16 protein-coding genes are annotated in these 23417 nt (G+C 68.0%); 8 read left to right on the forward strand and 8 right to left on the reverse strand.

The features are described 5' to 3' along the window. Positions 1 to 102: 102 nt before the first annotated feature. Positions 103 to 3498: a DUF2126 domain-containing protein gene (locus QZX93_RS18675; protein WP_295385664.1), complete on the reverse strand. Its 3396-nt coding sequence runs from the start codon at positions 3496 to 3498 to the stop codon at positions 103 to 105. Between the two features lie 314 nt (positions 3499 to 3812). On the opposite strand from QZX93_RS18675, the gene QZX93_RS18680 reads away from it, so the two are divergent. From QZX93_RS18680 to QZX93_RS18690, 3 genes are all read left to right on the forward strand, one after another. Further along, positions 3813 to 5285 (forward strand): circularly permuted type 2 ATP-grasp protein, encoded by a 1473-nt coding sequence (locus QZX93_RS18680; RefSeq protein WP_295385666.1) that lies wholly within the window; start codon positions 3813 to 3815, stop codon positions 5283 to 5285. A gap of 199 nt (positions 5286 to 5484) precedes the next feature. Further along, positions 5485 to 6447: an alpha-E domain-containing protein gene (locus tag QZX93_RS18685; RefSeq protein ID WP_295385668.1), complete on the forward strand. Its 963-nt coding sequence runs from the start codon at positions 5485 to 5487 to the stop codon at positions 6445 to 6447. Continuing rightward, positions 6444 to 7349 (forward strand): transglutaminase family protein, encoded by a 906-nt coding sequence (locus tag QZX93_RS18690; RefSeq protein ID WP_295385670.1) that lies wholly within the window; start codon positions 6444 to 6446, stop codon positions 7347 to 7349. The genes QZX93_RS18685 and QZX93_RS18690 overlap by 4 nt, the downstream gene beginning before the upstream one ends. Positions 7350 to 7567: 218 nt before the next feature. On the opposite strand, the gene QZX93_RS18695 is transcribed toward QZX93_RS18690, so the two are convergent. Continuing rightward, on the reverse strand, positions 7568 to 8557 hold the full coding sequence (locus QZX93_RS18695) for an adenosine kinase (RefSeq protein ID WP_295385672.1): 990 nt from the start codon (positions 8555 to 8557) through the stop codon (positions 7568 to 7570). Positions 8558 to 8718: 161 nt separating this feature from the next. Here QZX93_RS18695 and QZX93_RS18700 point away from each other — a divergent pair, with 161 nt between their 5' ends. Continuing rightward, a complete protein-coding gene (locus QZX93_RS18700) occupies positions 8719 to 9135 on the forward strand; it encodes a type II toxin-antitoxin system HicB family antitoxin (RefSeq protein ID WP_295385674.1) in 417 nt (138 codons plus the stop codon). Between the two features lie 26 nt (positions 9136 to 9161). After that, positions 9162 to 9785, forward strand: a complete 624-nt coding sequence (locus QZX93_RS18705; protein ID WP_295385676.1) for a hypothetical protein — start codon at positions 9162 to 9164, stop codon at positions 9783 to 9785. Positions 9786 to 9928: 143 nt separating this feature from the next. Here the strand turns inward: QZX93_RS18705 and QZX93_RS18710 are convergent, their stop codons facing one another. The 5 genes from QZX93_RS18710 to QZX93_RS18730 are packed head-to-tail and all read right to left on the reverse strand — an operon-like array spanning position 9929 to position 15312. Further along, on the reverse strand, positions 9929 to 10855 hold the full coding sequence (locus QZX93_RS18710) for a glycosyltransferase (RefSeq protein ID WP_295385678.1): 927 nt from the start codon (positions 10853 to 10855) through the stop codon (positions 9929 to 9931). After that, on the reverse strand, positions 10843 to 11952 hold the full coding sequence (locus tag QZX93_RS18715; protein WP_295385680.1) for a glycosyltransferase: 1110 nt from the start codon (positions 11950 to 11952) through the stop codon (positions 10843 to 10845). Before QZX93_RS18715 ends, QZX93_RS18710 begins: the two co-directional genes overlap by 13 nt. Positions 11953 to 11959: 7 nt before the next feature. After that, complete coding sequence (locus QZX93_RS18720) at positions 11960 to 12214, reverse strand: hypothetical protein (protein ID WP_295385682.1); 255 nt, start codon at positions 12212 to 12214, stop codon at positions 11960 to 11962. Between the two features lie 22 nt (positions 12215 to 12236). After that, a complete protein-coding gene (gene asnB / locus QZX93_RS18725; protein ID WP_295385684.1) occupies positions 12237 to 14054 on the reverse strand; it encodes an asparagine synthase (glutamine-hydrolyzing) in 1818 nt (605 codons plus the stop codon). A gap of 37 nt (positions 14055 to 14091) precedes the next feature. Then, positions 14092 to 15312, reverse strand: a complete 1221-nt coding sequence (locus tag QZX93_RS18730; protein ID WP_295385687.1) for a phosphatase PAP2 family protein — start codon at positions 15310 to 15312, stop codon at positions 14092 to 14094. A gap of 245 nt (positions 15313 to 15557) precedes the next feature. Here QZX93_RS18730 and QZX93_RS18735 point away from each other — a divergent pair, with 245 nt between their 5' ends. Then, positions 15558 to 16436 (forward strand): CPBP family intramembrane glutamic endopeptidase, encoded by an 879-nt coding sequence (locus tag QZX93_RS18735; protein WP_295385689.1) that lies wholly within the window; start codon positions 15558 to 15560, stop codon positions 16434 to 16436. A gap of 75 nt (positions 16437 to 16511) precedes the next feature. On the opposite strand, the gene QZX93_RS18740 is transcribed toward QZX93_RS18735, so the two are convergent. After that, the gene (locus QZX93_RS18740) at positions 16512 to 17246 is read right to left on the reverse strand and encodes a GGDEF domain-containing protein (RefSeq protein ID WP_295385691.1); all 735 of its coding nucleotides are present in this window, start codon (positions 17244 to 17246) and stop codon (positions 16512 to 16514) included. 207 nt (positions 17247 to 17453) lie between these two features. On the opposite strand from QZX93_RS18740, the gene QZX93_RS18745 reads away from it, so the two are divergent. Beyond that, a complete protein-coding gene (locus QZX93_RS18745; protein ID WP_295385694.1) occupies positions 17454 to 18542 on the forward strand; it encodes a toll/interleukin-1 receptor domain-containing protein in 1089 nt (362 codons plus the stop codon). Positions 18543 to 18702: 160 nt separating this feature from the next. Then, complete coding sequence (locus QZX93_RS18750; RefSeq protein ID WP_295385696.1) at positions 18703 to 22416, forward strand: AAA family ATPase; 3714 nt, start codon at positions 18703 to 18705, stop codon at positions 22414 to 22416. Positions 22417 to 23417 lie beyond the last annotated feature (1001 nt).

Here is a 23417-nt window from a genome sequence, read left to right on the forward strand (position 1 = left end):
GGGAGCGGCTTCAGCCGCGACGAGACGCTGGCCGCTTGCGCGGGCGCGTCGCGGCTAAAGCCGCTCCCACCGGGGCTGGGGCCTGGCTTTCAGGGCAATCTCTCAACACCCCGCCCGATACCGCAAATCGAGCGTATACGGATGCTCCCCCGCCGGCTCCTCCGCCGGGGCGTCGATGATCCCGGAGGTGTGGCCCATCAGCCGGAAGCGGGCGATGCGCCGGCTTTCGGCCTCATAGCTGTTGACCGGGAAGTTGCTCTCACTGCGCCCGCCCGGGTGGGCGACATAGTAGGTGCAGCCGCCGAGGCTGGCGCGGTTCCAGGTGTCGACGATCTCGAATACCAGCGGACCCTGGGCCGGGATGGTCGGGTGCAGGCCGGAGGGCGGGCTCCAGGCCTTGAAGCGGATGCCGGCGACGAATTCGGCCTTGCGACCGGTGGGGCGCAGCGGCACGCGCCGGCCATTGCAGGCGAGTACGTGGCGGTCGCCGACCAGGCCGTTGACCTTGACCTGCATCCGCTCGACTGATGAATCGACAAAGCGGGAGGTGCCCTGCGCCGTGACTTCCTCGCCCAGCACATGCCAGGGCTCGATGGCGGCGCGCAGTTCCATGTGGATACCGTTGTCGGTGACCAGGTCCCCGTAATGGGGGAAGCGGAACTCGAAGAAGGGGTCGAACCAGGCGGCCTCGAAGGGGTAGCCGGCGCGCCGCAGGTCACAGATGACGTCCTCGAAGTCCACGCGGGCAAAGTGCGGCAACAGGAAGCGGTCGTGCAGTTCGGTGCCCCAGCGCACCGGCTTGCGGCAATAGGGTTCCTTCCAGAAGCGGGCGACCAGGGTACGCAGGAGCGCAATCTGCGCCAGGCTCATGCGCGCGTGGGGCGGCATCTCGAAGCCGCGGAACTCGACGATGCCCTGCCGCCCGGACGCGCTGTCCGGCGAGTAGAGCTTGTCGATGCAGAACTCGGTGCGGTGGGTATTGCCGGTGACGTCGGTCAACAGGTTGCGCAGCACCCGGTCGACGATCCAGGGCTGGGCGACCTCGCCTTTGGGCATCTGCTGGAAGGCGATGGCCAGCTCATAGAGCCGGTCGTCGCGCGCCTCGTCCACCCGCGGGGCCTGGCTGGTGGGGCCGATAAACATGCCGGAGAAGAGATAGGACAGGCTCGGGTGGTGCTGCCAGTAGGTGATCAGGCTCTGCACCAGGTCGGGCCGGCGCAAGAGCGGGCTGTCCGCCGGGGTGGAGCCGCCCAAGGTCACATGGTTGCCGCCGCCGGTGCCGGTGTGGCGCCCGTCGAGCATGAACTTTTCGGTGCCGAGCCGGGCAAGCCGGGCCTCCGCATAGAGGATGTTGATGTCGCGCACCAGGTCGTCCCAGGACTCGGCCGGGTGGATATTGACCTCGATCACGCCCGGGTCGGGGGTGACGGCGAGCTTCTGGAGCCGGTGGTCGCGCGGCGGCTCGTAGCCCTCAATGATGATCGGCATCGCAAGCTCTGCCGCCGTGTCCTCCAGACACAGGGCCAGATCCAGCCAGTGCTCCAGGTGGGTCAGCGGCGGCAGGAAGCAGTAGAGCCGGCCCTCGCGCGCCTCGATGCAGAGCGCGGTGCGCACCAGGTCCGGGTGCAGCTCGTCCGGTAGTGCAACCTGGGGGTGCAGCGCCTGCTGTGAGTGATCGGCCGGTGTCAGTCGGCCGTAGCGCGCGGCGATGGCCCGCGGGTCCGCGCCCTGTTCACGCAGGGGCTGCGGGGGTTGAGCCGGCTGCACCACCTGGCTGTAGCGGCGCGTGACCTCGTCGGTGGGCGAGCGCAAGGAGCTGACCGGCTCGAAGGGGTTGCGCTCCGGCACCTGGTCCAGCTCGGCCTCCGGGATAAACGGCAGGCTGTCCAAAGGCAGGCGAAAGCCCATCGGTGAGTCGCCGGGGACCAGGAACAGGCGCCCGTCGCGGAAGGTCCACTTGCCGCTCTTCCAGCCGCCCTGATCGCCGAAGCCCCACCAGCGCAGCGGTAGGGTGTAACCGGTGACCTGGTTCAACCCCTGGTCGAAGAGCCGGGCGAGGCGCTTGCGCTCATTGGGGTCCTTGAGCTTGTTGTCGAGCGGGTCGACATTGACGGGCAGGCGTTGCTCCTTCCACAGGTAGTACCAGACGTCCTCGTAGGCGGGTTCCGCGTGCGCCGGGTCGACGCCTAGATGCTTGGCCAGGGTGCGGATGAAGGTCGCCGCCTCTTTGGGTCCATGGCCGTAATCCTGGCTCTCCAGGCCGAACAGGGCGGGGTCGCGCCACACCGGCTGACCGTCCTTGCGCCAGTAGCAGGAGAGCGCCCAGCGCGGGAGTTGCTCGCCGGGATACCACTTGCCTTGGCCGATGTGCAGCAGTCCGCCCGGGGCATAGTGACCCTTGAGCCGCTGCAGCAGGTCCTCCGCCAGGCCCTTCTTGGTCGGCCCGAGGGCGGCGATGTTCCATTCGGCTCCCTCCATGTCGTCGATGGAGACGAAGGTGGGCTCCCCGCCCATGGTCAGGCGCACGTCGTTGGCCTTCAGCTCCGCGTCGACCTTGTGCCCCAGGTCCTCGATGGCCGCCCACTGCTCGTCGGTGTAGGGCTTGGTGACCCGCGGGTCCTCGTGGATTCGCCGCACCTCGTTGTGGAAATAAAACTCCACCTCGCACTTGTCCATGGCCCCGGTGATGGGGGCGGCGCTGGAGGGGTCGGGCGAGCAGGCGAGCGGGATGTGACCCTCGCCGGCAAAGAGCCCGGAGGTGGGGTCGAGCCCGATCCAGCCGGCGCCGGGGCAGTAGACCTCGGTCCAGGCGTGCAGGTCGGTGAAATCCTTCTCCGGCCCCGAGGGGCCGTCCAGGGACTTCTGGTCGGCGGTGAGCTGCACCAGATAACCGGAGACGAAGCGCGCGGCGAAGCCCAGGTGACGCAGGACCTGCACCAGCACCCAGGCGGAGTCCCGGCAGGACCCCTTGGCCAGCCCCAGGCTCTGCTCGCAGGTCTGGATGCCGGGCTCCATGCGGATCACATAGCCGATGGTCTCCTGGAGTCGCTGGTTGATGTCGACCAGGAAATAGACCGTCTCCCGCGGCGTGCGGTCGACCCCGGTCAGCCATTGCGTGAGCAGCGGGCCGCGCTCCTTGATCTCCATGTAGGGCGCCAACTCCTTGCGGAGCTGCTCGTCATACACGAAGGGAAAATTGTAGGCGTACTCCTCCAGGAAGAAGTCGAACGGGTTGATCGTGAGCATCTCAGCGATCACGTCCACTTCCACCGAGAATTTGCGGGTCTTCTCCGGGAAGACTAAGCGAGCCAGGTAGTTACCGAAGGGGTCTTGCTGCCAGTTGAGGAAGTGATCGGCCGGTTCGATCTTCAGCGAGTAGGCGCGGATGGGGGTGCGGCAGTGGGCCGCCGGGCGCAGCCGCACCACGTGGGGCGACAGGTTCACCGGGCGGTCGAACTGGTATTCGGTCTTATGATTGATCTGGACGAGGATCGACATGGAGGGGGTCCGGACTCCGAGGTTGGGCGCAGGCAATAGGGCGGGGAAGCAGGATTTATTCCAGCCTAGCAGCCCATGGTAGCCGGCCGGGTCGCCCACGTCCATGCGCTGGCGTTAACGCGATTCCCGGCCGCGGATCGTGGCAGGCTGCACTGTTTCGGCCCCGCCGCGGTGCGGGCTGCGCGATCTTAGGGCGTGCCGCTCGCCACCCGAGCGCGGCTGACCGCCCGGGGGCGCGGACGCGGCCTGGCTCGATGTTTGGCATGGTTTCTGCTATATATACGCAAACACCCAAGCCACAAGGAGCCCGCATCATGCTGAGGCAATTCCAATCTGGTGGCGGCGGCCAGACCCAGTCCCAGTCGGCTGGCCCCGCGATGGCCTATCACGAGTTCTACAGCGACAACTTCCTGCCCCGCGAGCACTATCGCCCGATGTGGGAGCACATCCAGGGCACCGGGCAGCAGATGCTCGGCGCCAAGGCGCACGAGGCGCACCTCGCCCTGCACACAGAGGGTGTGACCTTCACTGTCTATTCCGACCAGGATGAGGGCATCGAGCGCGTCTGGCCCTTCGATATCCTGCCGCGCATCATCACCGCGGACGAGTGGACCATGCTGGAGGCGGGGCTCAAGCAGCGCATCCGGGCGCTCAACCTGTTCCTGAAGGACATCTATCACGGTCAGCGCATCCTGAAAGACGGGGTGGTGCCGCCTGAGCTGATCTATCGCGGCAAGGACTTCCGTCGCGAGATCATGGACATCGATCCGCCACACGACATCTACACCCATATCAGCGGGGTCGACCTGATCCGTGACGAGGCGGGGCGCTATCTGGTCCTGGAGGACAATCTGCGCACGCCCTCCGGTGTTTCCTACATGATCGAGAACCGGATCGTGGAGCGGCGCATCCTCCCGGAGTTCTTCGCCCGCTACAAGGTCCGGCGGGTCGAGCACTATCCGGCCCTGCTGCTCCAGGCCCTGCGCTTTCTCTCACCGCGCGGCCCAGACGAGGCCACGATCGTGGTCCTGACCCCCGGGATCTACAACTCGGCCTATTTCGAGCACACCTTCCTGGCCAAGGAGATGGGTGTGGAGCTGGCCGAGGGTCGGGATCTCGTGTGCGAGAACGACAAGGTCTATCTGAAAACGACGCAGGGCCTGCGCCGGGTGGACGTGGTCTACCGGCGGGTGGACGACGACTTCCTCGACCCCCTGGTCTTCCGCGCCGACTCCACCCTGGGGGTCGCCGGGATCATCGACGCTTGGCGTGCCGGCAACGTGGCCCTGGTCAACGCCCCCGGCAGCGGCATCGCCGACGACAAGGCGGTCTATGCCTATGTCCCGGAGATCATTCGTTACTACCTGGGGGAGGCGCCGATCTTACAGAACGTGCCCACCTACCAGATGACCGACCACCAGGACCGTGCCTATGTGCTGGATAACATGGAGCGGATGGTAATCAAGGCGGTGGCGGAGTCCGGCGGTTACGGGATGCTGATGGGGCCCGCGTCCACCGCCGCGCAACGCGCCGAGTTCGTCAAGAAGATCAATGAGAATCCGCGCAACTATATCGCCCAGCCGGTGGTGCAGTTGTCGCGACACATCTGTTATCTGGATGGCGAACTGGAGTCCCGTCACCTGGATCTCCGCCCCTTCATCATCTATGGCGACGGCATCGAGGTGGTCCCCGGGGGACTGACGCGCGTGGCCCTCACCAAGGGGTCGCTGGTGGTCAATTCATCCCAGGGCGGCGGGAGCAAAGACACCTGGGTCCTGGCCGACTGAGATGCGGTCGGACAGAATTCAGTCCGCAAATGAACGCAAATAAAGATGCGGCGATCTGCGGTCGGTTATCCCGTTTTTGTTGCGGCGTCGCTCCAGTCGCTCGGTATCCCTCGTTGGTATCGGCGAGGATGCGCGGTGCGTATTTCGTGCGTTGGGTTCATTTGCGTTCATTCGCGTTCATTTGCGGACAATCTCTTCCATGTTGAGTCGAATCGGTGAATCGCTGTATTGGATGACGCGCAACCTGGAGCGTGCGGACGACACCGCGCGGATCCTGGATATCAATGTCGTCTACATGCTGGAGGCGGATGAAGGGGCTACCGAGGAGATGCAGTGGCAGCCGCTGCTGAATATCGTCGGCGCCGATGAAATCTATCCTGTACGCTATCCGGACAAGCGGGTGACGGTACAGCGGGTCATCCACCTGCTGACGCAAGAAAAGGACAATCCCGGCTCGCTCTACAATAGCGTGAGGCTCGCCCGGGAGAATGCCCGCGTGGTGCGTGACCGTATCTCCAGCGCGATGTGGGAGGCGATCAACGAATTCTGGCTGTCGGTTGACAAGCATCTGAAGACCACGCTTCAGCCCTGGCGGGCGGCGGAATTCTACGCCCATGTCCACCGGGAGGTCGCGACCTTTTATGGATTCGCCCAGAGCAGCATGATGCGCGGCGAGGCCTATGGCTTCACCGTGCTCGGCACGCTGCTGGAGCGGGCGGACATGACCGCGCGTATCCTGGACGTGCGTTACCATCTGTTGCTCCCGGACCTGAGCCTGGTCGGCTCGCCCCTGGACTATTACCAATGGGGGGCCTTGCTCAAATCGCTCTCCGGGTTCGATGCCTATCGGCGTCAATACCATGCCGGCATCCGTCCCATCGAGGTCGTGGAGTTCACCATCCTCAATCCGGATTTTCCGCGCTCGCTGACCTATTGTCTGAATGGCATGGAGGGGGCGCTGACGCGCATCGGTCTGGTGGAAAAGGGTGAGGTCCCGCAGGCCTTGGCGGCCCTGCGGCAACATCTGGCCGTGGCCTCCCCGCGTGTCATCCTGGACCAGGGGCTGCACGAGTATCTCGATCGTTACCTGGTCCTGTTGGCGGACCTGGCCACCGCCCTGCAGGGGGACTATTTCGAGGCCCACCTGGGAGAAGCGCCTTGAAATACCGGATCGAATGTGACTTCGGCATCCGCTTCCCCACCCCGGTGCGGGAACACCATTGCCAAATCCGTCTGGCGCCCTGGGAGGACGGCAGCCAGTCATTGATACGCCTGGAACTGCGGGTCTCACCGTCGGCCGAGCCAGTCGCGCGCTATGACGGCTTCGGCAATCTGGCTCACCACTTCGGCGTGCTCGGCGTCCACCGCGAACTGGGGTTCACACTCACCGCCGAGGTCGAGACCCGGCTGTCGAACCCATTCGATTTCCCGGTCCTGGACCCCTCCCGGGAGCGTGCCTGGCTGCTCGATAGCCTGCACCAGGCGCCACGCCTGTGGGACTTCGTCTATCACCAGGGGCGCCTGACCCCTAAGCTCCCCGAACTGATCGCGGAGCGCCCGACGCCGGTCTGGCAGGAGGGGGTGCCGGTGCTCGCACAGATTCAGGACGCCTTCGCCTGGGTCCATGGGGTCGCTGCCTTCGCCCCCCAAGCCGCCGAGTCGGTGACCGACCTCGATACCCTGTTCCAGGCCCACCAGGGCACCGCCGCGGACCTCACCCACCTGCTGATCGCCCTGCTGCGGGGCTGGGGGCTGCCGGCCCGCTTCGTCTCCGGCTATCAGGACGCCGCCTGGTTCGAGCCCGACGACGAGGCCCCGGCGGGCACGCCGCCGCGCCCCCAGACCCTGCACCACTGGGCGGAGGTCCTGGTCCCCGGCGCCGGCTGGCGCGGCTTCGACCCCGCCTTCGGCCTGCTCGCCGACGACACCTATATCCGGGTTGCAGTCGGGCGCGACGCCAGCGACGTCAGCCCCCTGCGGCACACCTGCAAGGGCACCGGCGACCCCCCGGAACTGACCGAAACCCTGAAGGTCACCCGCCTGGACCAGACCCCAAGCGCCTGAATTTCAACGCGCGGGAGGATGGGGCGCCGGGTCCCCGCCGCTCAGGCGTGCGGATTGCTCCACTTGATGGCGACCTTGAAGGTCGCCTTTCTCGTTCCCACGCTCCGCGTGTGGATGCCGTTCAGGCGCTCCGCGTCCGGTCCCGGCACTGGACGCGGAGCGCCCGCGCTGGCTCCCACGCGGGAGCGTGGGAGCGAGAAGACGGCATCTGCTCGGCGTCAGATGAATGCCTTCAGGACCGCCTGAGTCGCCTCCCGCGCGATGCGTGGCCCGAGCGTCGTGACCAGCCGGGCGGAGGCGGCGGAGGCCAGGTCGCCGGCGCGCTGGTGGTCCCAGCCCTGGGAGAGACCGTAGAGGAAGGCCCCGGCAAACATGTCGCCGGCGCCGACGGTGTCCACCACCTCGACCTTGTTGCCGGCGATCTCGATCAGCCCCTTGCCGTCCCATACCAGGGCGCCCTTGGCCCCGCGGGTGATGGCGAACTCCCGGCTGACGGTCTTCAAATAGTCGACGGCGTCGTTGAGGTCGGTGGTACCGGCCATCCCCATGGCCTCGGCCTCGTTGGCAAAGATGAGATCCATGCCGGGGCCGATCATCTCCAGCAGCCCGTCCTTGAAATAGGCGACCATGTTGGGGTCGGAGAGCGACAGCGCGGTACGCACGCCAGCCGCCTCGGCGATCTCGCGCGCCAGGATCGAGGCGGCGCGGGCGCCGGGGGAGGTGACCAGATAGCCCTCGGTGTAAAACCAATCGGCGTCGCACAGGGCATCCTCGACCAACTCATTGGCCGAGAGGTTGCCGCTGACCCCCAGGAAGGTACACATCGTGCGGTCGCCGTCCGGCGTCACCAGCACCACGCAGCGCCCGGTGTGTCCCTGTTCCTTCTCGGTGTGGTGGTTGGTGTCGACGCCCCCATCGAGCAGGTCGCGCATGTAAAAATGGCCCAACTCGTCGTCCGCCACCCGGCAGGAGTAGTAGGCGCTGCCGCCGAGTTGGCTCAAGCCGATGACGGTGTTGGCCGCGGAGCCACCGGAGGCGCGCGCGTGGTGGTGCGAGCCCAGGTGCAGCATGATCTCGAGCTGCTTGGCCTCGTCCACCAGGGTCATGACGCCTTGGTCGATCCCGAGCACCTCCAGATCCTTGGGGGCCACCTCATACTCCATGTCCACCAGGGCATTGCCGATGCCGTAAACGTGATAGCGTGCCATTGGTACTCCGGGGTCTGTGCATAAAGGCGTGGCAGTTTACCGCAGAAGCCCGCCCGGGGCAGTGCCAAACCGCTGCGACGAACCTGGGTACGATCGGTTAAATTCGGGGGAACACTGTCCTGGACATCGGGGCCACTTTACATAGAGGAGGATTCGCCAGCATGAACGACGACGTCCAGACCTGCGCCTGCGCTGTCGCGCCCTGGCCATTCGAGGCCTATGCCTATACCATCAGTCCGGTCCCCGCCGAGGATGGCGGCGGGTTTTTGATGACCTTCCCGGATTTGCCGGGCTGCATGGCCGATGGCGCCACCGTGGCCGACGCCGCTGCCAACGCCCGCGCCGCCTTTGCCGCCAGCGTTTCGGCGCTGCATGCGCTGGGCCGCGAGATCCCAGCGCCGACCTTCAGCCCGGACACGGCGGCGGCGCGCGATGCGGGCGGCCGACTCGTCGTGCGCCTCCCGAAATCCATTCACACCAGACTGGCCTATCGCGCCAAGGCCGAGGGTGTCTCCATCAACGCGCTGGCGTTGACCTTCATCGTCGAGGGCTTGGGGCGGCGTGAGCCGATGGTGTGACCACTCCACTCTGAGTATCAACAACGATGAACTATACCGCCATTCTTGAAGCGCTGGGCCAGGCCAGCCTATTTCAGCTCTATCGCCTGAACGCGGCCATCACCAACCAACTCGATGACCCGGCGCGCGTCGCCGCGGTTAAGGGGGCGCTGCGGGTCGGTCAGACACTGCACTGGTTCGACAGCACGGCGAACCGGCTGGTGGAGGCGCAGCTCTTGAGCGTCAATCGGACGCGGGCGCGGGTGCAAAATGTCGCCGACGGCAAGATCTGGAACCTTCCGTTCTATTTCATCGATCTTGACGGTCAGGACGTGGCCATTGCCGCGCAGAAACGCCAGGCGCTGGATCGCAATAGTCTCAGGGTCGGCGATCGGGTGGGATTTAAGGACCGCAGCGGCCACGAGCGGTTCGGCCAGGTGGTGAAGCTGAACACCAAGTCCGCGTCGGTGCAGGTCGATGGGCTGCGCTGGCGGGTGGCCTATGGGCTCTTGCTATCGGTATTCGATGGTGCGCTGGGGGAGGATACGCTGGCGTTGCCGGGGCAGTGGGTTGCGCTCACTGATGAGGAGGCGCGCGACGCAGATCCAGCGTTACCGGGCCAGTTGTCGTTCTTGGAGTCCGCCGACACCGATGAGACCGAGCTCGCCTGACCGAATCATGGGGTCCCGACTGGAGGTCGAGGCTTTAGCCGGCTCGCCGTGGGGGCTGCGGTGCTTCTGGACACACGCGCAACCGCCACCGGCTAAGCCTCGACCTCCAGTTGTCGCCCGAGCAGCGGAAGATCGAGGGTCTATCAGGACCCTGCCTCAGTACGCCTCCCCAGGAAGGCACGCGCCCAGCGCGACCAGGCGCGCGGTGTCCAGGGCGCTAACCGCAGTGCCCGGCCGTGCCAAGTGAGTGCCTCGGCGCGCCGACCCGCGCGGGCATACAAGAGCCCCACCTCTGAGCAGCGGGCGGCGAGCTTGCGGCGGGCGGCGGGCAGGTAGGTTTGCAACCGCGCGTCAGTGGACCAGCGCGGATGGCGGGCGATGCGCTCCAGGGCCGTCTCCTGCACCGCGATCCCCTCGGCGAGGATCGCGATGCGCCCGTGCGAGAGGTTGCCGCCGTGCCAGCAGTAGTCGATCAGCACCTGCGGGACGGCGGCGATGGGGGCCTCCTCGGCCAGCCGCAGCCACAGGTCCCAGTCCCCGGCCAGGTGGTAGGCGGGGTCGAAGGTGCCGACCCGCGTGAGCACCGAGCGGCGCAGCAGCACGGTGGAGGCGGCCATGATGTTGACCCGCAGCAGCCGGCCCAGGGCGTCGGTCTGGTCCTGCGGGACCTGCAAGGGGTTGTGGCGTTCGGAGAGCTCCTGGCCGGCCGGGTCCACCCCGCGGGTGTCGGTGTAGCAGAGTCCGAGCGCCCGGTCGGCATCCATCAGGGCGAGTTGGCGCTCGAGCTTCTGCGGCCACCAGGTATCGTCCTGGTCCAGCAGGCCGACAAACTCGCTGTCGCTCGCGGCAATGGCGGCGTTGCGGGTCGCCTGGGTGTTGCCGTGACGCACCCGGATCAGGCGCACCGGTGCTCCGAAGGACTCGACGATCGCGACGGTCTCGTCACTGCTGCCGTCGTCCGCCACCAGGACTTCGAGGTCGGTGCAGGTCTGGGCCAGCACGCTGCGGATGGCGGTGCCGATGAAGGCGGCGCCGTTGTGGGCCGGGATGACGGCGGTTACTCGGGGCATGGTGGGAGTCCCAGTGCGTTCAGATAGGCGTCGGTGCTGGCCTCGATCCCATAGGGGCGGGCGGCCTCGCGCAGTTGCTCGGGGGGGAGCGGATGGTCAAGGGTGGCAATCAGGGCCTGCGCCAGTGCCTTGTCATCGTCCACGTGGACCAGTGGGCCGTAGCGCCCGTCGGCCAGGATTTCGCGCGGGCCGCTCGGGCAGTCGGTCGAAACCACCGGGGTGCCGACCGCCAGGGCCTCGATCGGCACGAAGCCCAGCCCTTCCCAGCGAGAGGTGAAGGCGAACACGTCCGCATGGGCCATGTAGGCGTAGGGTTCAGGCACATAACCGGGCAGCGCAAAGGCGTCTGCCACGCCCAGCTCGAAGGCCAGGGTGAGCAGTGCGTCGCGTTCCCCGCCCCGGCCCAGAATCATGAGCCGGCAGGGGCGCTGCGCCCTCACCCGCGCAAGCGCGCGCAGCAGGGTGTCGAAGCCCTTGCGGTAACACAGTTCCCCCGCGCTCAGGATCAGGGGTACGGCCGGGTCGCCGAGCCAGGGGTGGTCCGGGCGCGGCAGCACCGCCGTGAACAGTGACTCCGGCACCACCGGTGAGGGCACGACCCGGATCAGCCGGCGGGCGAGCCCGGTATAGGCGGCCATGTCATCGGCGACCCCCGTGCTGGTGACGATCACCTGGTCCGCGAAGGGATAGAGCCGGCCCATGGACTGGCGCTGTATCCAGCGCTCCAGGGGGCCGCGGGTGGCCAGGTCGATGGATATCGTGGTGCCGGAGCTGAAGACGAGTCGCGTCGGGACCCGGGCCAGGGTGCGGGCGAGGAGCGCTGTGCGGTTCACCCGGTCCTTGTCGGAGAGCAGCACCGCCGGGCGTTCGCGCCGCAGATAGCGGGCGATGGCCGGGAGGCAGGCATAGGTGTGGCGGGAGCCCAGGTCGATGACCCGCACCCTCGGCGGGATCGCCGAGAGGTTCGGGCCGTGCCGGCGCACCTTGAGCAGGTCCACGCCGTAGCCGCGCCGCGCCAGGGCCGGGATCAGGTGCGCCGCCGCCCGGTCGACACCGCTGTGACCGGAGGTGGAGAAGAAGCAGGCGATGCGGGTCATGGTATGGCTATGAGGCAATATCTTGAGTAAAAAAAGAAAGTCCGTCCGCAAATGAACGCAAATGAACGCAAATAAGAGTGTTGTGAATCCCGCGCAAGAATGCCTTGGTCGTTTGATAGTCTTTTAGTGAAACGGGAATGAACTGTAAAAATGCAGAGGCGCAGGAATAGAGCAGGGGCGTGAATCGCCTCTCAGGCTCACTGCGCGTCTGGCGCTTTTCCAACGCCAAGCCTCTTTTGCATTTGCGTTCATTCGCGTTCATTTGCGGACAATAAACTTTCGACCTAGACCCACTCCAACGGGTCCTCATCCGGCGCCGGTTTGAGGCCCGGTTGCTCGATGAAGATGCGGTGCCAGATGGCGAACTGCATGAGGCCGAAGAGTTCGCGGGCGCCGCCGCGGCCGGCCCGACGCGCCGCGACCAGGGCGGGGAGGGCGTCGGGCTCGAACCACTCGCGGATCCCCTGGTTGGCGGCCAGACGCTCACCCAGGCGCTGCGCGAGGGCCCCGGTCAGCCAATCGCCGACGGGGACGTGGAAGCCGCGCTTGGGGCGGTCCAGGTGTCCGGGGGGCAGCAGCGGTTCGGCCCACTGCCGCAGCAGCCACTTGCCGTGGTGTCGCCGTACCTTGAGCCGGTCCGGCAGCGAGAGCCCGAATTCGACGATCCGGTGGTCGAGAAAGGGTACCCGGCCCTCCAAGCCGAAGGCCATGAGCATGCGGTCGGTCTTCACCATCAGGTTGTCCGGCAGGGAGGTGACCAGGTCGGTGTACTGGCGGCGCTGCATCGCCGACCACCGACTGGGTGTCGCGGCCCAGGCGGCGAGGAAGGGGGCGCGGTCCGTTCCGGGGGCGCCGCGCAAGGTCGACCCGAAGACCCGCTGCGACCAGTGCCGAGACCACTGTCCGCGGGTGCGAAAGCCCCCGCTGCCGGGGTGCAGCAGGGCCTTGAACCAGCGCTCCAGGGGGCGCGGGTGATAGCGGCGGTAGCCGGCGAAGGCCTCGTCGCCGCCCTCTCCGGAGAAGACCACCTTGAGCTCGGCCGCGGCGGTCTGGGCGAGGATGGAGGTGGGGAGGCTCGCATAGTCGCGCATCAGCTCATCCGCCGCCCAGATGCTGTGGGGGATGCGCGCAAAGACCTGCTCCAGCGACAGCTCCAGTGGCTGGTGGTCGAAGCCGAAGTGGTCCGCCACCCGCGCCGCCTCGTCCAGTTCTTGGGCCATGGCGGTGCCGCGGTAGCCGACCGAGAACGAGCGGATGCGCCCGGCCCCGTGGGCGTGCAGCAGGGCCGCCAGGACCGCCGAATCCACCCCGCCGGACAGGAAGAGCCCGAACGGCACATCCGAGCGCATGTGCTCCCGCATGGCCAGGTGCATGAGTTCGTCCAGTTCCGCCTGGGCCTCCTCATGGCCGATGCGCCGGCGGGTGACGTTGAGTGGCGACCAATAGCGGTGGTGCTCGATCTTGAGGTCCGGGTGGACGATCAGGGCCTCGCCGGGGAGCACCCGGCGGATGCCCTGGAGTACGGTCTCCTCCCCCCCGGCGAACTGGTGCTGCAGGAAGCGGCGCAGTGCCCCCGGGTCGATCTCCGGGCGGCCCGGGAGGCAGGGCAGCAGGGCCTTGATCTCGGAGGCAAACGCGATCCGATCCGGCAGCCTGACATAAAACAGCGGCTTGATGCCGAGCCGATCGCGCCCGAGCAGCAGTTGCCCGGAGCGTGCGTCGTGCAGCGCAAAGGCATACATGCCGCGCAGGCGCTGCAAGCAGTCGAGCCCATGGACCGCGTAGGCGTGCAGGATGGTCTCGGAGTCTGAGTCGGTCAGGAAGTGCCGCCCGGCCCGCCGCAGCTCATCGTTCAGTTCGAGATAGTTGTAGACCTCGCCATTGGCGGCCAGGGCGAGTTGCCCGTCGGCGCTCAACATGGGCTGGTGCCCGGTGGCGAGCCCAATAATAGATAGCCTGGTCTGGGTGAGCCCGAGCGGGCCATGGTAATGACTGCCGTGGTCGTCCGGTCCGCGGTGGGCCAGGGTAGCGCCCATGGCCCGGAGTTGGTCCGGGTCCGGGCGCAGCCCCGGGCGCATTAGCATACCGGCTAGGCCGCACATGGTGGCTTCTCAATGGTGTGGTCGCGGCCCGCGGGATTCATCGCGGCGTGTCCGGCGGGCGATTTTCGTCCAAGACCACCCCGTTGCCGGTCTTGAGATCCAGTTGCGGCAACGGCTGACCCAGCGGGAGTACGCGGATATCCCCCGTCTTGGTGACCATCTCGATGCGCTTCCAGGCGCGCGGCTCGATGCCGACGGTGAGCGAGCTGTCCCGCTCGGTGAAGACCCCGGTGTGGGTCACGGTGTAGGTCAGGGTACTCTCGGTACGCTCCAGACGACCCCGCACGCGGTTGGTGGGCAGGCCGAAGCCGCGCCCCTTCAGCCGGATGGAAACGGCCTCGCCAGTCGGTCCCAGGGGGAAGAGGATCAGGGTCGCCGTATCCGCCACCAGTCGCAGGGTGCGCGGCCCGGTCGCGGGCAGCGCCTGGATACTCAGATTGCGCGTCTCCTGCACCGGGGTGGCGAGCAGTACACCGAACAGCAGGAGCGCCGTGGCCAGCACGTAGGCCGCGGCGCTCCATCCCGGGTAACGCAGTCGCCGCAGGGGGGCGCGCGCCGCGTTGTCGCGCTGCGGCAGGCGCAGGATCAGCCAATAGAGCACGAATGCCATCGCGTAGGTCATCACCGCGGACCAGATGACGTCCGACAGAAAGTGATCCCCGGCGGTCATGCGCCCGAGCCCGAGCAGGGTGCCCAGAACGGCCGAGACGATGAGCGTAGCCAGGGCCAGCCGCGGCCGGCGGCGCTGCCAGATCAGCGCAAAGGCCCCCAGGGCGAAACCGACCGAACTGTGACCGCTCGGGAATGACTTGCCCTGAAACTCGGGGGTGCGTGCCAGCGGCGGGACATAGGCATGGGTACCACCCAGGTCGAGTGTCTGGTGCGGTCTGGGGCGTCCCCAATAGTCCTTGAACACCCCGTTGATGACGAGGCCCGGCCCCAGCAGGGTTGCCGCCAGGACAAAGATGGCCGACCAGCGCCGGCGCCGCCAGTACGGCCACACCATGCCCGCGCCGATGGCGAGCAGGCTGCCCAGCAGGATCAGCCCACTGAGCAGTGGTGACGCCTGATAGAAGAACACCCACAGGCCCTTGCCCGACTCCCACCAGGGGTCCGGGGCCGCGGGGTGATAGAAGGATGCGGCCGCGCGCAGGTCCAGGTCGCTCAACCAGAAGGGTAGGGTACCGATCAAGGCAAGCAACCCGAGGGCCAGCAGTTGGGGGAGCCAGTAGCGACTTGAGTGTGTGGGTGTCTGCACCGGGGAATTGCACCGGGGAAGTGGGACCAGTGGGCGTCGCTGGTGGTGGCTGGTGGAGGCGTGCGCGTGCGGACTCATCCGCGACGGCAGGTTATACGCCCGGCGCCGGAATCTCAATTTTTATGACGCCGGGGCGGCGTTGGGCGGCCAGGGGGGTTACCATTCCGGGCCGGGGTGCCGCGGGTTGCGGTGCCGGCGGCGGCCTGTCCCCGACCTTTTTTCTCTGATGCGAGCGCGAACAATCCATGCGTCCGACCTTACTCGCTTTCTCCTTTCTCTTCGGCTGTCTGGTCCTGGCCGCCGTGTTGAGCGTTCCGCTGGTGCAGACCGGGTGGATCGACGCGCCATCCTCGCGGGTCGTGGGTCGCCTGGCCCAGGGTTTTATCCTGCTCGGCCTGTGGGTCTTTCTGCGGCGCTTGGGGCTGGCCGACCGGGTCTCTCTGGGGTATGGCGTCGCGGGACCGGCGTTGCGCCGCGCCCTGGGTGGCGGCTGGCTGCTCGGGGTGCTGCTCCTGTTGCTGCCGGCGTTGCTGCTGGTACAGCTCGCGGTGTTGGTGCCGGTCGCGGCACCGGACTGGGCAGCGATCGCGCGTAAGTCCGGGCAGGCACTACTCGGCGGACTGCTGATCGGCGTCCTGGAGGAGACCTTCTTCCGCGGGGCGCTGTTTAGCGCGATTCGGCGGCGCGAGGGTTGGGTCGCCGCGGCCGTCTTTCCCGCGGCGCTCTACGCCCTGGTTCACTTCCTGAAACCGGGACACCTCCCGGCGGGGATGGCCTTCGACTGGTCAGGGGCCTTCTATATGGTCTCCCACGTCTTCGTCGATGGCCTGCGCTGGCAGAATCTGGACTCCCTGGCGGCCTTGTTCGTGGCCGGTGTGCTGCTCGCCCTGGTGCGGGAGCGCACGGGTCACATCGGTTGGTGCATCGGTCTGCACGCCGGGTGGGTCTGGTTGATCCAGACGACGCGCGCACTCACTGACGCGAACCCGGATGCGCAACTGTCCTTCCTGGTGGGGAGCTATGACGAATTTATCGGTGTGCTGACGATGGCCTGGGTCGGGGTGGTGACCCTGGCCTACTGGTACTGGACCGGGCCGCGGGTCGCGCGCTCGGGTAGGCACTAGCCCGGCTGCGACGTCTCGATCAGGCCCTCCTTGATGACGACCCACGCTGGAGCGTGGGAACGAGAAGACCGCCGCTCAACCGCGGGGCGTTCCAGTCCCGGCACCCTTTGGCGCACCGGCAGGGTCCAGGGCTGCCGCATTGTCGCCCGCCAGCACCACCCGGCCCTTGCCCGCGCGCTTGGCCCGGTACATGGCCGCGTCGGCCGCCGCCTCCAGGGCCGCGGCGGTACGCCCATCGGCCGGGAATTGCGCGATGCCGATGCTGGCGGAGACCCGATAGGTGCCGCCGCCGAGCGCGATGGGTTCGGCGACCCGTTCGAGCAGGCGCCGGGCGGTCTCGGTCAGCGCCTCCCGGCTGCCGGACTGGGGCGTCAGGATCAGGAACTCGTCCCCACCCCAGCGACAGACCGTGTCCATGGTGCGCACCGCGCAGACCAGCCGCCGGGCGATCTCCTGGAGTATCGCGTCGCCCGCCTCGTGTCCGGCGCTGTCGTTCACCGCCTTGAAGCCGTCGAGATCCAGAGACAGCAGGGCGCAGGACGCCTGATTGCGCTCGGCGGTCAGCAGGCTGCGTCCGAGTCGGTCGGCGAACAGGGTGCGGGTCGGCAGCCCGGTGAGTGCATCGAACAGGGCCAGGTCACGCACCCGGCGATACAGCGAGTGCAGGCGTCGGTTGGCGATGGCGAGTCGCTCGCGGCCGTGCAGGACTGAGGGTGAATGACTGCGGGTCGATGGTGGCGAGGACCAAGCCGCCGAAGGACCCGTCCGGGTTGTCGATGCGCCGCGTGATGCGGAAGTGATGGGGTCCATGCGGTGCGGTGCGGACTATCAACCGGCCATCCACGGCGCGCTGTAGAGGGCGTTCGGGGAGCGGGGCGGCCCGCCGGTTGTCACTCGGCAAGAGCGAGCAGGATAATGGGAAAGGCCCCGCGGCCCAAGCGTCCTGCTGCATCGATCGAGACACCCCGGCGCGCCTCGGTTATTATCACAGCCCGGTTACCACGCCCGGCAGCTACGATGGACCAGCCCAGCCACCATTTTTTTGTCAGCTACGCCTGGGTCGATGACCAGACGTTCGTCGACCCGTTGCCGACGGCGGACCACCGCCTCGGCTGGGTGAGCACCTTTGTCGACCGCCTGGCCAAACACCTGGGTGGCACCCTCGGGCGCGCCACCGAGGGCGAGCGCTACTGGATCGACTATGAGCAGATGCGCGGCGGCGAGCCCTTGGGCGAGACGATCCGCGCCCAGCTTGCCGCTGCCAGCCTGCTGCTGCCCATCCTGTCCCCGGGCTGGTTTGCCTCCCATTGGTGCCTGGAGGAACTCAGCGCCTTCCTGCGCCTGCACCCGGATGGTCTGAACCGGGTCTTCCCGGTCTGGAAGGAGCCGGTGGAGCGCGCGGATCTGCCCCCCGCGGGCCAGGCCGCCTGGGACACACTGCGCCAGGTCCTGGGCAGCGACTTCTGGTATCTGGATGCCGACCGGCAGGTTCGCACCCGCTGGTTCCCGCAGCCCGACCCCACCGACCGCGACTATGGCAATCTCCAGCAAGACCTGGCGCGGGGCATGGCCAAACGCCTGCGCGGACTCAGCGCCGCCGAGCAGCCCGCGCCCGATCCTCAACCCAATCCACAGCCCGATCCCGCGGCGGCCGTCGCCCCCATCCCCGGCCGGCATCTGGTCCTGGTCAACGGCGGCAGCGCCGATGCCGACCTGGTGCGCGACCTGGCCGAGTGCCTGGCCCAGCGCGGTCTGGGCTATATGATCCCGCTGATGGCGCAGGGCGACCGCGACCCCAGCCTTAAGCCATCCGCCTTGCGGCAAGACCTGCGCGAGAATCTGCGTCTGTGTACCGCCGTGCTGATGCTCTATCGCGATGGCCCGGTGGATCAGGTGCATGAACAGTTGCGCGAATATCTCCAGTGTAACGCCCGCCGGCCCAAGGGCAGTCCGGTGCCCAGCCTGGACCTGTGTCATGCTGGTGCCCGACCCCTCAGCTTCCGCCCCCCCGAGATGCAGGTCCACCCGATCGGCGAGGGTGGTGCCTGCACCGATGCCTGTGTGCAGGCATTCGTCGTCCGCCTGATTCAGCAGGCCGCACCATGACCCTTAAGTCGGCAGCGTCTCACGCCAAGGCGCCAAGGCGCCAAGAACACCACCGGGGATGCATCGGTAGCCGCGCCGCCCGCCGGGTGACTCGTCGACGCATGACATGCTCAAGCACCTTGGCGGGCTTGGCGCCTTGGCGTGAAACCGAGTCTTGCGCATGACCGCCCCCGAGAGCCAAGCCCGGCGCCGCCCCTATCCCGGCCTGCGCCCCTTCCGCTGTGACGAGTCTAACCTCTTCTTCGGCCGCGACGAGCAGGTGGACCAGCTCCTGGACACGCTGGCGGAGTCCCGCTTTCTGGCCGTGATCGGGACCTCGGGCTCGGGCAAGTCCTCACTGGTGCGCGCCGGGCTCCTGCCGGCCCTGGCCAGCGGCGTACTCACCCGCCCGATCGCCGACGGCCCGGCCCCCGGCACCCGCTGGTCCATCGCGGAACTGCGCCCCGGCGAGCACCCCTTCCGGCGCCTGGCCGCCAGTCTTCCGGTAGGGGCGGCCCCCGGCCGCGACTCAAACCCAATTGACTCCCTGGAACAGGACCTGCGCCGCGGCCCCCGCGCCATCCCCTGGCTGCTGGGCGTCCAGCCGCTCCCGCCCGGCGAGCGCCTGCTGATCCTGGTCGACCAATTCGAGGAGCTGTTTCGCTACCGGCGTGCGGACCCCGCCGCAGCCGCCGCCTTTGTGGCACTGCTGCTGGGTGCGACCGCCCACCCGGACTGCTTCATCGTCATCACCCTGCGCTCGGAGTACCTGGGCGACTGCTCCCGCTTCCCGGGCCTGCCCGAGGCGATCAACGCCGGGCTCTTCCTCACCCCCCGCCTGACCCCGGAGCAGCTCGCCGACGCGGTGCAGCTCCCCGCCCGGCTGCCCGAGTTCAACGGCGACCTCACCCCGGGTCTGGTCCGCCGCCTGCTGGCGGAGGCGAGCGGCGAGCAGGACCAGCTCCCGCTGGTGCAGCACCTGCTGATGCGCCTGTGGGACAGCACTGCCCCGGATGCGGATGGCGTCCGGCTGCTGAACGAGACCGGCTACGACGCACTCGGCGGCCTGCAACAGGCACTGAACGACCACGCCGAGGAGGCCCTGGCCGAACTCACGGAGCCCGGGCAACCGGCCATCGCCGAGACCCTGTTCCGCGCGCTCACCGAGCGCGCCGACGGCGAGCACGACACCCGCCGCCCGGTGCGGATCGCCGAGGTCGCCGACCTGGCGGGCGCCACGCCAGACCAGGTCATCGCCTGCGCCGCGCCCTTCCGCCGCCTGGACCGCAGCCTGCTGATGCCGCCGCCGGAGCAGTTGCTGGGTGCGGACGACCAGCTCGACATCACCCATGAGGCGCTGATCCGCCAGTGGACCAGGCTCCAGGCGTGGACGCACGAGGAGGCCGCGCGTGCCGATCTCTACCGGCGGTTGGAGTCCGCCGCCCAACGCTGGAAGGAGGGGATTGGGGCACTCTGGATCGAACCGGATCTGGGGATCGCGCTCACCTGGCGCGACCAGCAGCACCCGACCGTGCTCTGGGCCGCCCGTTATGGCGGCGATTTTTCGCTGGCCATGCGTTTTCTCGAAGCGGGGCGCCAGGCGCGCGATGAGGCGCGCGCGGCCGAGGATCGCCGCCGCCGCGCTGAGGTCCGCCGCGCCCGCCGGGTCGCCGCCGCCTCGCTCGGTGCCCTGGCGATCACCCTGGCGCTGGCGGGCTGGGCCTGGATCGAGCGGCAGGGGGCCGAGGCCGAGAAGCACGCCCGCACCGAGAGCCTGTTCGAGTCCAAGCTCACCCACGCCGCACTCCTGGCCCAGGGCGAGGACTATGCCGGTGCCTGGCGCACCCTGGGCGAGACCGTGGCGCTGGACCGCGACGGCATCGACCCCAAACGCGGTCAGGTCCGCAACCTGCTGGCGGGGCTGGTGGACCTGCGGCGCGGGGCGGCGGATTTGGTCTACACCGGGGCCGATGCCGGATTGATCGACCTGGCACTGAGCCCGGATCGGCGCTGGCTGGTCGCGGGGGGCGAGCGGGGGACGCTGGTGGTCTTCGATGCCGCGACCGGGGCGCTGGTCCGGCGGCTGGAGGGGCATGACCCAGCCGCGGGCGGGCTCGGCTCAGTCAGTGCGGTTTGCTTCAACGCGGGCGGCGGCCGGCTCTATAGCGGGGGCGATGACGGCCGGATCATCGCCTGGTCGGTCCCGGACTGGCAGGAGGTCAGTCGCTGGCAGGCCCCGGCCATGGTCAGGTCGCTGGCCCTGAGCGCGGATGGCACCCGGCTCGCCAGCGCGGGCGTGGACAATGGCATTACCCTCTGGTCCACCAAGACGGGCGACAAGCTCCGGACCCTGAAGGGCGAGACCAGCAACACCGCCGACGGGAGCGCGCTCGCCTGGCTGCCGGACGGGCGCCTGGTCAGCGGCGGGTTCGAGGGGCTGGTGGGTATCTGGGACACGAAGACCGGCAAGGAGCAGGTCTTGGCGCGGGTCCATACCGATGCCGTCTCGGCCGTCGCGGTGAGTCCCGATGGGACCCGGATGGCGACCGGCAGTGGTGACACTGTTATTGTTTGGGACTCAAAGGGCTTGCCGCTGAACCGACTGCGCGGCCATCGCAACCGTATCCTCGGCCTCAGCTTCGACCCGACCGGCCAACGCCTGCTCTCGGCCAGCTATGACAACGACCTGAGGTCCTGGGACCTCGCCTCCGGCACCACGCTCAGGGTCTTCCAGGGCCATACCGCCGGGCTCTGGTCTGTCGCCGTCGCCGATGGCTTCGCCTACACCGCCGCCAACGACGGCACCCTGCGCCGCTGGCCACTGAACGGCGCGGGCCAGTGGGTCTGGGACTTGCCCGGGGTCGAGCCCGCCTCTGTTGCACTGGACTCGGACGCAGGCCTTGCGCTGTTGGGGCTGGCCAGCGGGGGGCTCCGTGCCTATGGTCTGCCCGGGTCCCGTCCTGCCGCGGCGTCGGGCGGACCCCAGCCCGCTGGTACGGCGGCGCCGCCTGCGGACCCCTACCGCCCAGGCCCATTGCTCACCGAGGTCGCGGACGCGCACGCAGCGAAAATCAAGCGCATCGCCTTGAGCCCGGACCACCGCACCATCGCCACCGCTGGAATGGACGGACTGGCCCGCCTCTGGCGCCCCGAGCGGACCGCCGAGGGTCTCACCCTGACGCCATTGCACCGGCTGGAGGGCCATAAGGACGTGGTTCACGCAGTCGCCTTCTCCCCGAACGGTCGCCAGGTCGCCACTGCGGGCTATGACGGTCAGGTCGGGCTCTTCGAGACGGCCACCGGCGCCGGTTCGCTATCCCGGGCGGCCGAGGCGGGCCAAGTGGCGTCCGTCGCATTTACCCCTGACGGCACCAGGCTGGTTAGCGCCCAGGGCGTTGACCGCACGCTGCGCCTCTGGCCGCTGGATGGGCCCCGACTCGGCGCCGGTCGCATTATCGCCAGGCTCTTCTCGGACTTGCCGACGTGGGCCGCCCTGAGCCCGTACGGACGCGAGGCCGCCGCGGTCGGGCGCCAGGCGGTCGTCACCCGCCACCCGCTCGACCCGCCCGCCGACGGCTCCGCACCGCCCGAGCCCAGGCCGCTGGTCGGTCATGAGCAGACCGTCTTCCGCGCTATCTACACCCCGAACGGCCAGGCACTCGCGACCGTGGGCGGCGAGATGACCCTGCGCCTCTGGGACCTCACCACCGGCCAGTCACTCTTCCGGCTGCAACTGCCCGACCTTGCCCAAAGCGCGGGCCCCTGGGACTTCGATCTGAGCTGCACCGCGGATCAGATCGCCTGCTGGATCGCCGTCCCGCTGACCATGGGCCGCCTGGCACTCTATCGGCTGCCCTACGCCAACCCGCCCCCCGGCCTGGCGCCGCCGCCCTGACCCGCCCACCATCCCCCCAACTGGAGGTCGAGGCTTCAGCCGGTGGCGCCCGCACGCCGTCGCCGCAGTCCCATCCGGTTCTCCACCGGCTGAAGCCTTTTCTAGCTCCCACGCTCCAGCGTCACTGCCATTAAGTTAAGGATTTCCCGTTCGCCCTGAGCCTGTCGAAGGGTGAACGGGAAATCCTTAACCGACTGAAGTTAAGCCGTCCGTGGTTCGACAAGCTCACCACGAACGGCTTAACTTCATGGCAGTGACGCTCCAGCGTGGGAGAAAGTGCGGGCGCTCCGCGTCCAGTGCCAAGACCGGACGCGCAGCGCCCGGGAGGCATTCCCGTGCTTGCGCGACTGGGCAAGCATCGGTGCCTGGTCGCGGACGGTCGCGCCTGGGAGCGCCGACATCCTGTCGGCCAACCGCCGCCGGCGGTTCGCGGTTTCGTGGTTGATCGCAAAGGCGTTGTTTTCGCGAGAACCCAACGGCGCTGCGCGCCGTCGCCGACAGGATGTCGGCGCTCCCAGGCGCCACAGCCCGTAGCCTGGATGGAGCGCAGCGGAATCCAGGTCCCCACGGCAATCCGCTGATGCCGCGCGTATCTGCGAGGCCGCCCCCGGATTCCGCTGCGCTCCATCCGGGCTACGGGGGGCGCGTTTTCTGGCTCCCACGCTGGAGCGTTTCTTGGTCCCACGCTCCAGCGTCAATGCCATTAAGTTAAGCCGTTCGTGGTGAGCTTGTCGAACCATGAACGGCTTAACGCTCAGCGCCTTAGGATTTTCCGTTCACCCTTCGACAAGCTCAGGGCGAACGGAGAATCCTTAACTTAATGGCAGTGACGCTCCAGCGTGGGACCAAGTGCGGGCGCTCCGCGTCCAGTGGCGAGACCGGATGCGGAGCGCCCGCACGGCATTCCCACGCCGGAGCGTGGGAACGAGAAGAGAGTCAGCGCGGATGCTGGGAGCGCCGCACCCCAGTGCGGCGAAACCTCGCCAACGACCGCGGCGTTG

The sequence above is a fragment of the uncultured Thiodictyon sp. genome (assembly GCF_903946935.1).
Taxonomy (GTDB): Bacteria; Pseudomonadota; Gammaproteobacteria; order Chromatiales; family Chromatiaceae; genus Thiodictyon.

What these genes read in the sequence shown, in the direction of transcription:
- QZX93_RS18675 (WP_295385664.1), bottom strand. Translation starts at nt 3,498, where the DNA reads ATGTCGATCCTCGTCCAGATCAATCATAAGACCGAATACCAGTTCGAC.
- QZX93_RS18680 (WP_295385666.1), top strand. Translation starts at nt 3,813, where the DNA reads ATGCTGAGGCAATTCCAATCTGGTGGCGGCGGCCAGACCCAGTCCCAG.
- QZX93_RS18685 (WP_295385668.1), top strand. Translation starts at nt 5,485, where the DNA reads ATGTTGAGTCGAATCGGTGAATCGCTGTATTGGATGACGCGCAACCTG.
- QZX93_RS18695 (WP_295385672.1), bottom strand. Translation starts at nt 8,557, where the DNA reads ATGGCACGCTATCACGTTTACGGCATCGGCAATGCCCTGGTGGACATG.
- QZX93_RS18700 (WP_295385674.1), top strand. Translation starts at nt 8,719, where the DNA reads ATGAACGACGACGTCCAGACCTGCGCCTGCGCTGTCGCGCCCTGGCCA.
- QZX93_RS18705 (WP_295385676.1), top strand. Translation starts at nt 9,162, where the DNA reads ATGAACTATACCGCCATTCTTGAAGCGCTGGGCCAGGCCAGCCTATTT.
- QZX93_RS18710 (WP_295385678.1), bottom strand. Translation starts at nt 10,855, where the DNA reads ATGCCCCGAGTAACCGCCGTCATCCCGGCCCACAACGGCGCCGCCTTC.
- QZX93_RS18715 (WP_295385680.1), bottom strand. Translation starts at nt 11,952, where the DNA reads ATGACCCGCATCGCCTGCTTCTTCTCCACCTCCGGTCACAGCGGTGTC.
- QZX93_RS18720 (WP_295385682.1), bottom strand. Translation starts at nt 12,214, where the DNA reads ATGAACGCGAATGAACGCAAATGCAAAAGAGGCTTGGCGTTGGAAAAG.
- asnB (WP_295385684.1), bottom strand. Translation starts at nt 14,054, where the DNA reads ATGTGCGGCCTAGCCGGTATGCTAATGCGCCCGGGGCTGCGCCCGGAC.
- QZX93_RS18735 (WP_295385689.1), top strand. Translation starts at nt 15,558, where the DNA reads ATGCGTCCGACCTTACTCGCTTTCTCCTTTCTCTTCGGCTGTCTGGTC.
- QZX93_RS18740 (WP_295385691.1), bottom strand. Translation starts at nt 17,246, where the DNA reads ATGGACCCCATCACTTCCGCATCACGCGGCGCATCGACAACCCGGACG.
- QZX93_RS18745 (WP_295385694.1), top strand. Translation starts at nt 17,454, where the DNA reads ATGGACCAGCCCAGCCACCATTTTTTTGTCAGCTACGCCTGGGTCGAT.
- QZX93_RS18750 (WP_295385696.1), top strand. Translation starts at nt 18,703, where the DNA reads ATGACCGCCCCCGAGAGCCAAGCCCGGCGCCGCCCCTATCCCGGCCTG.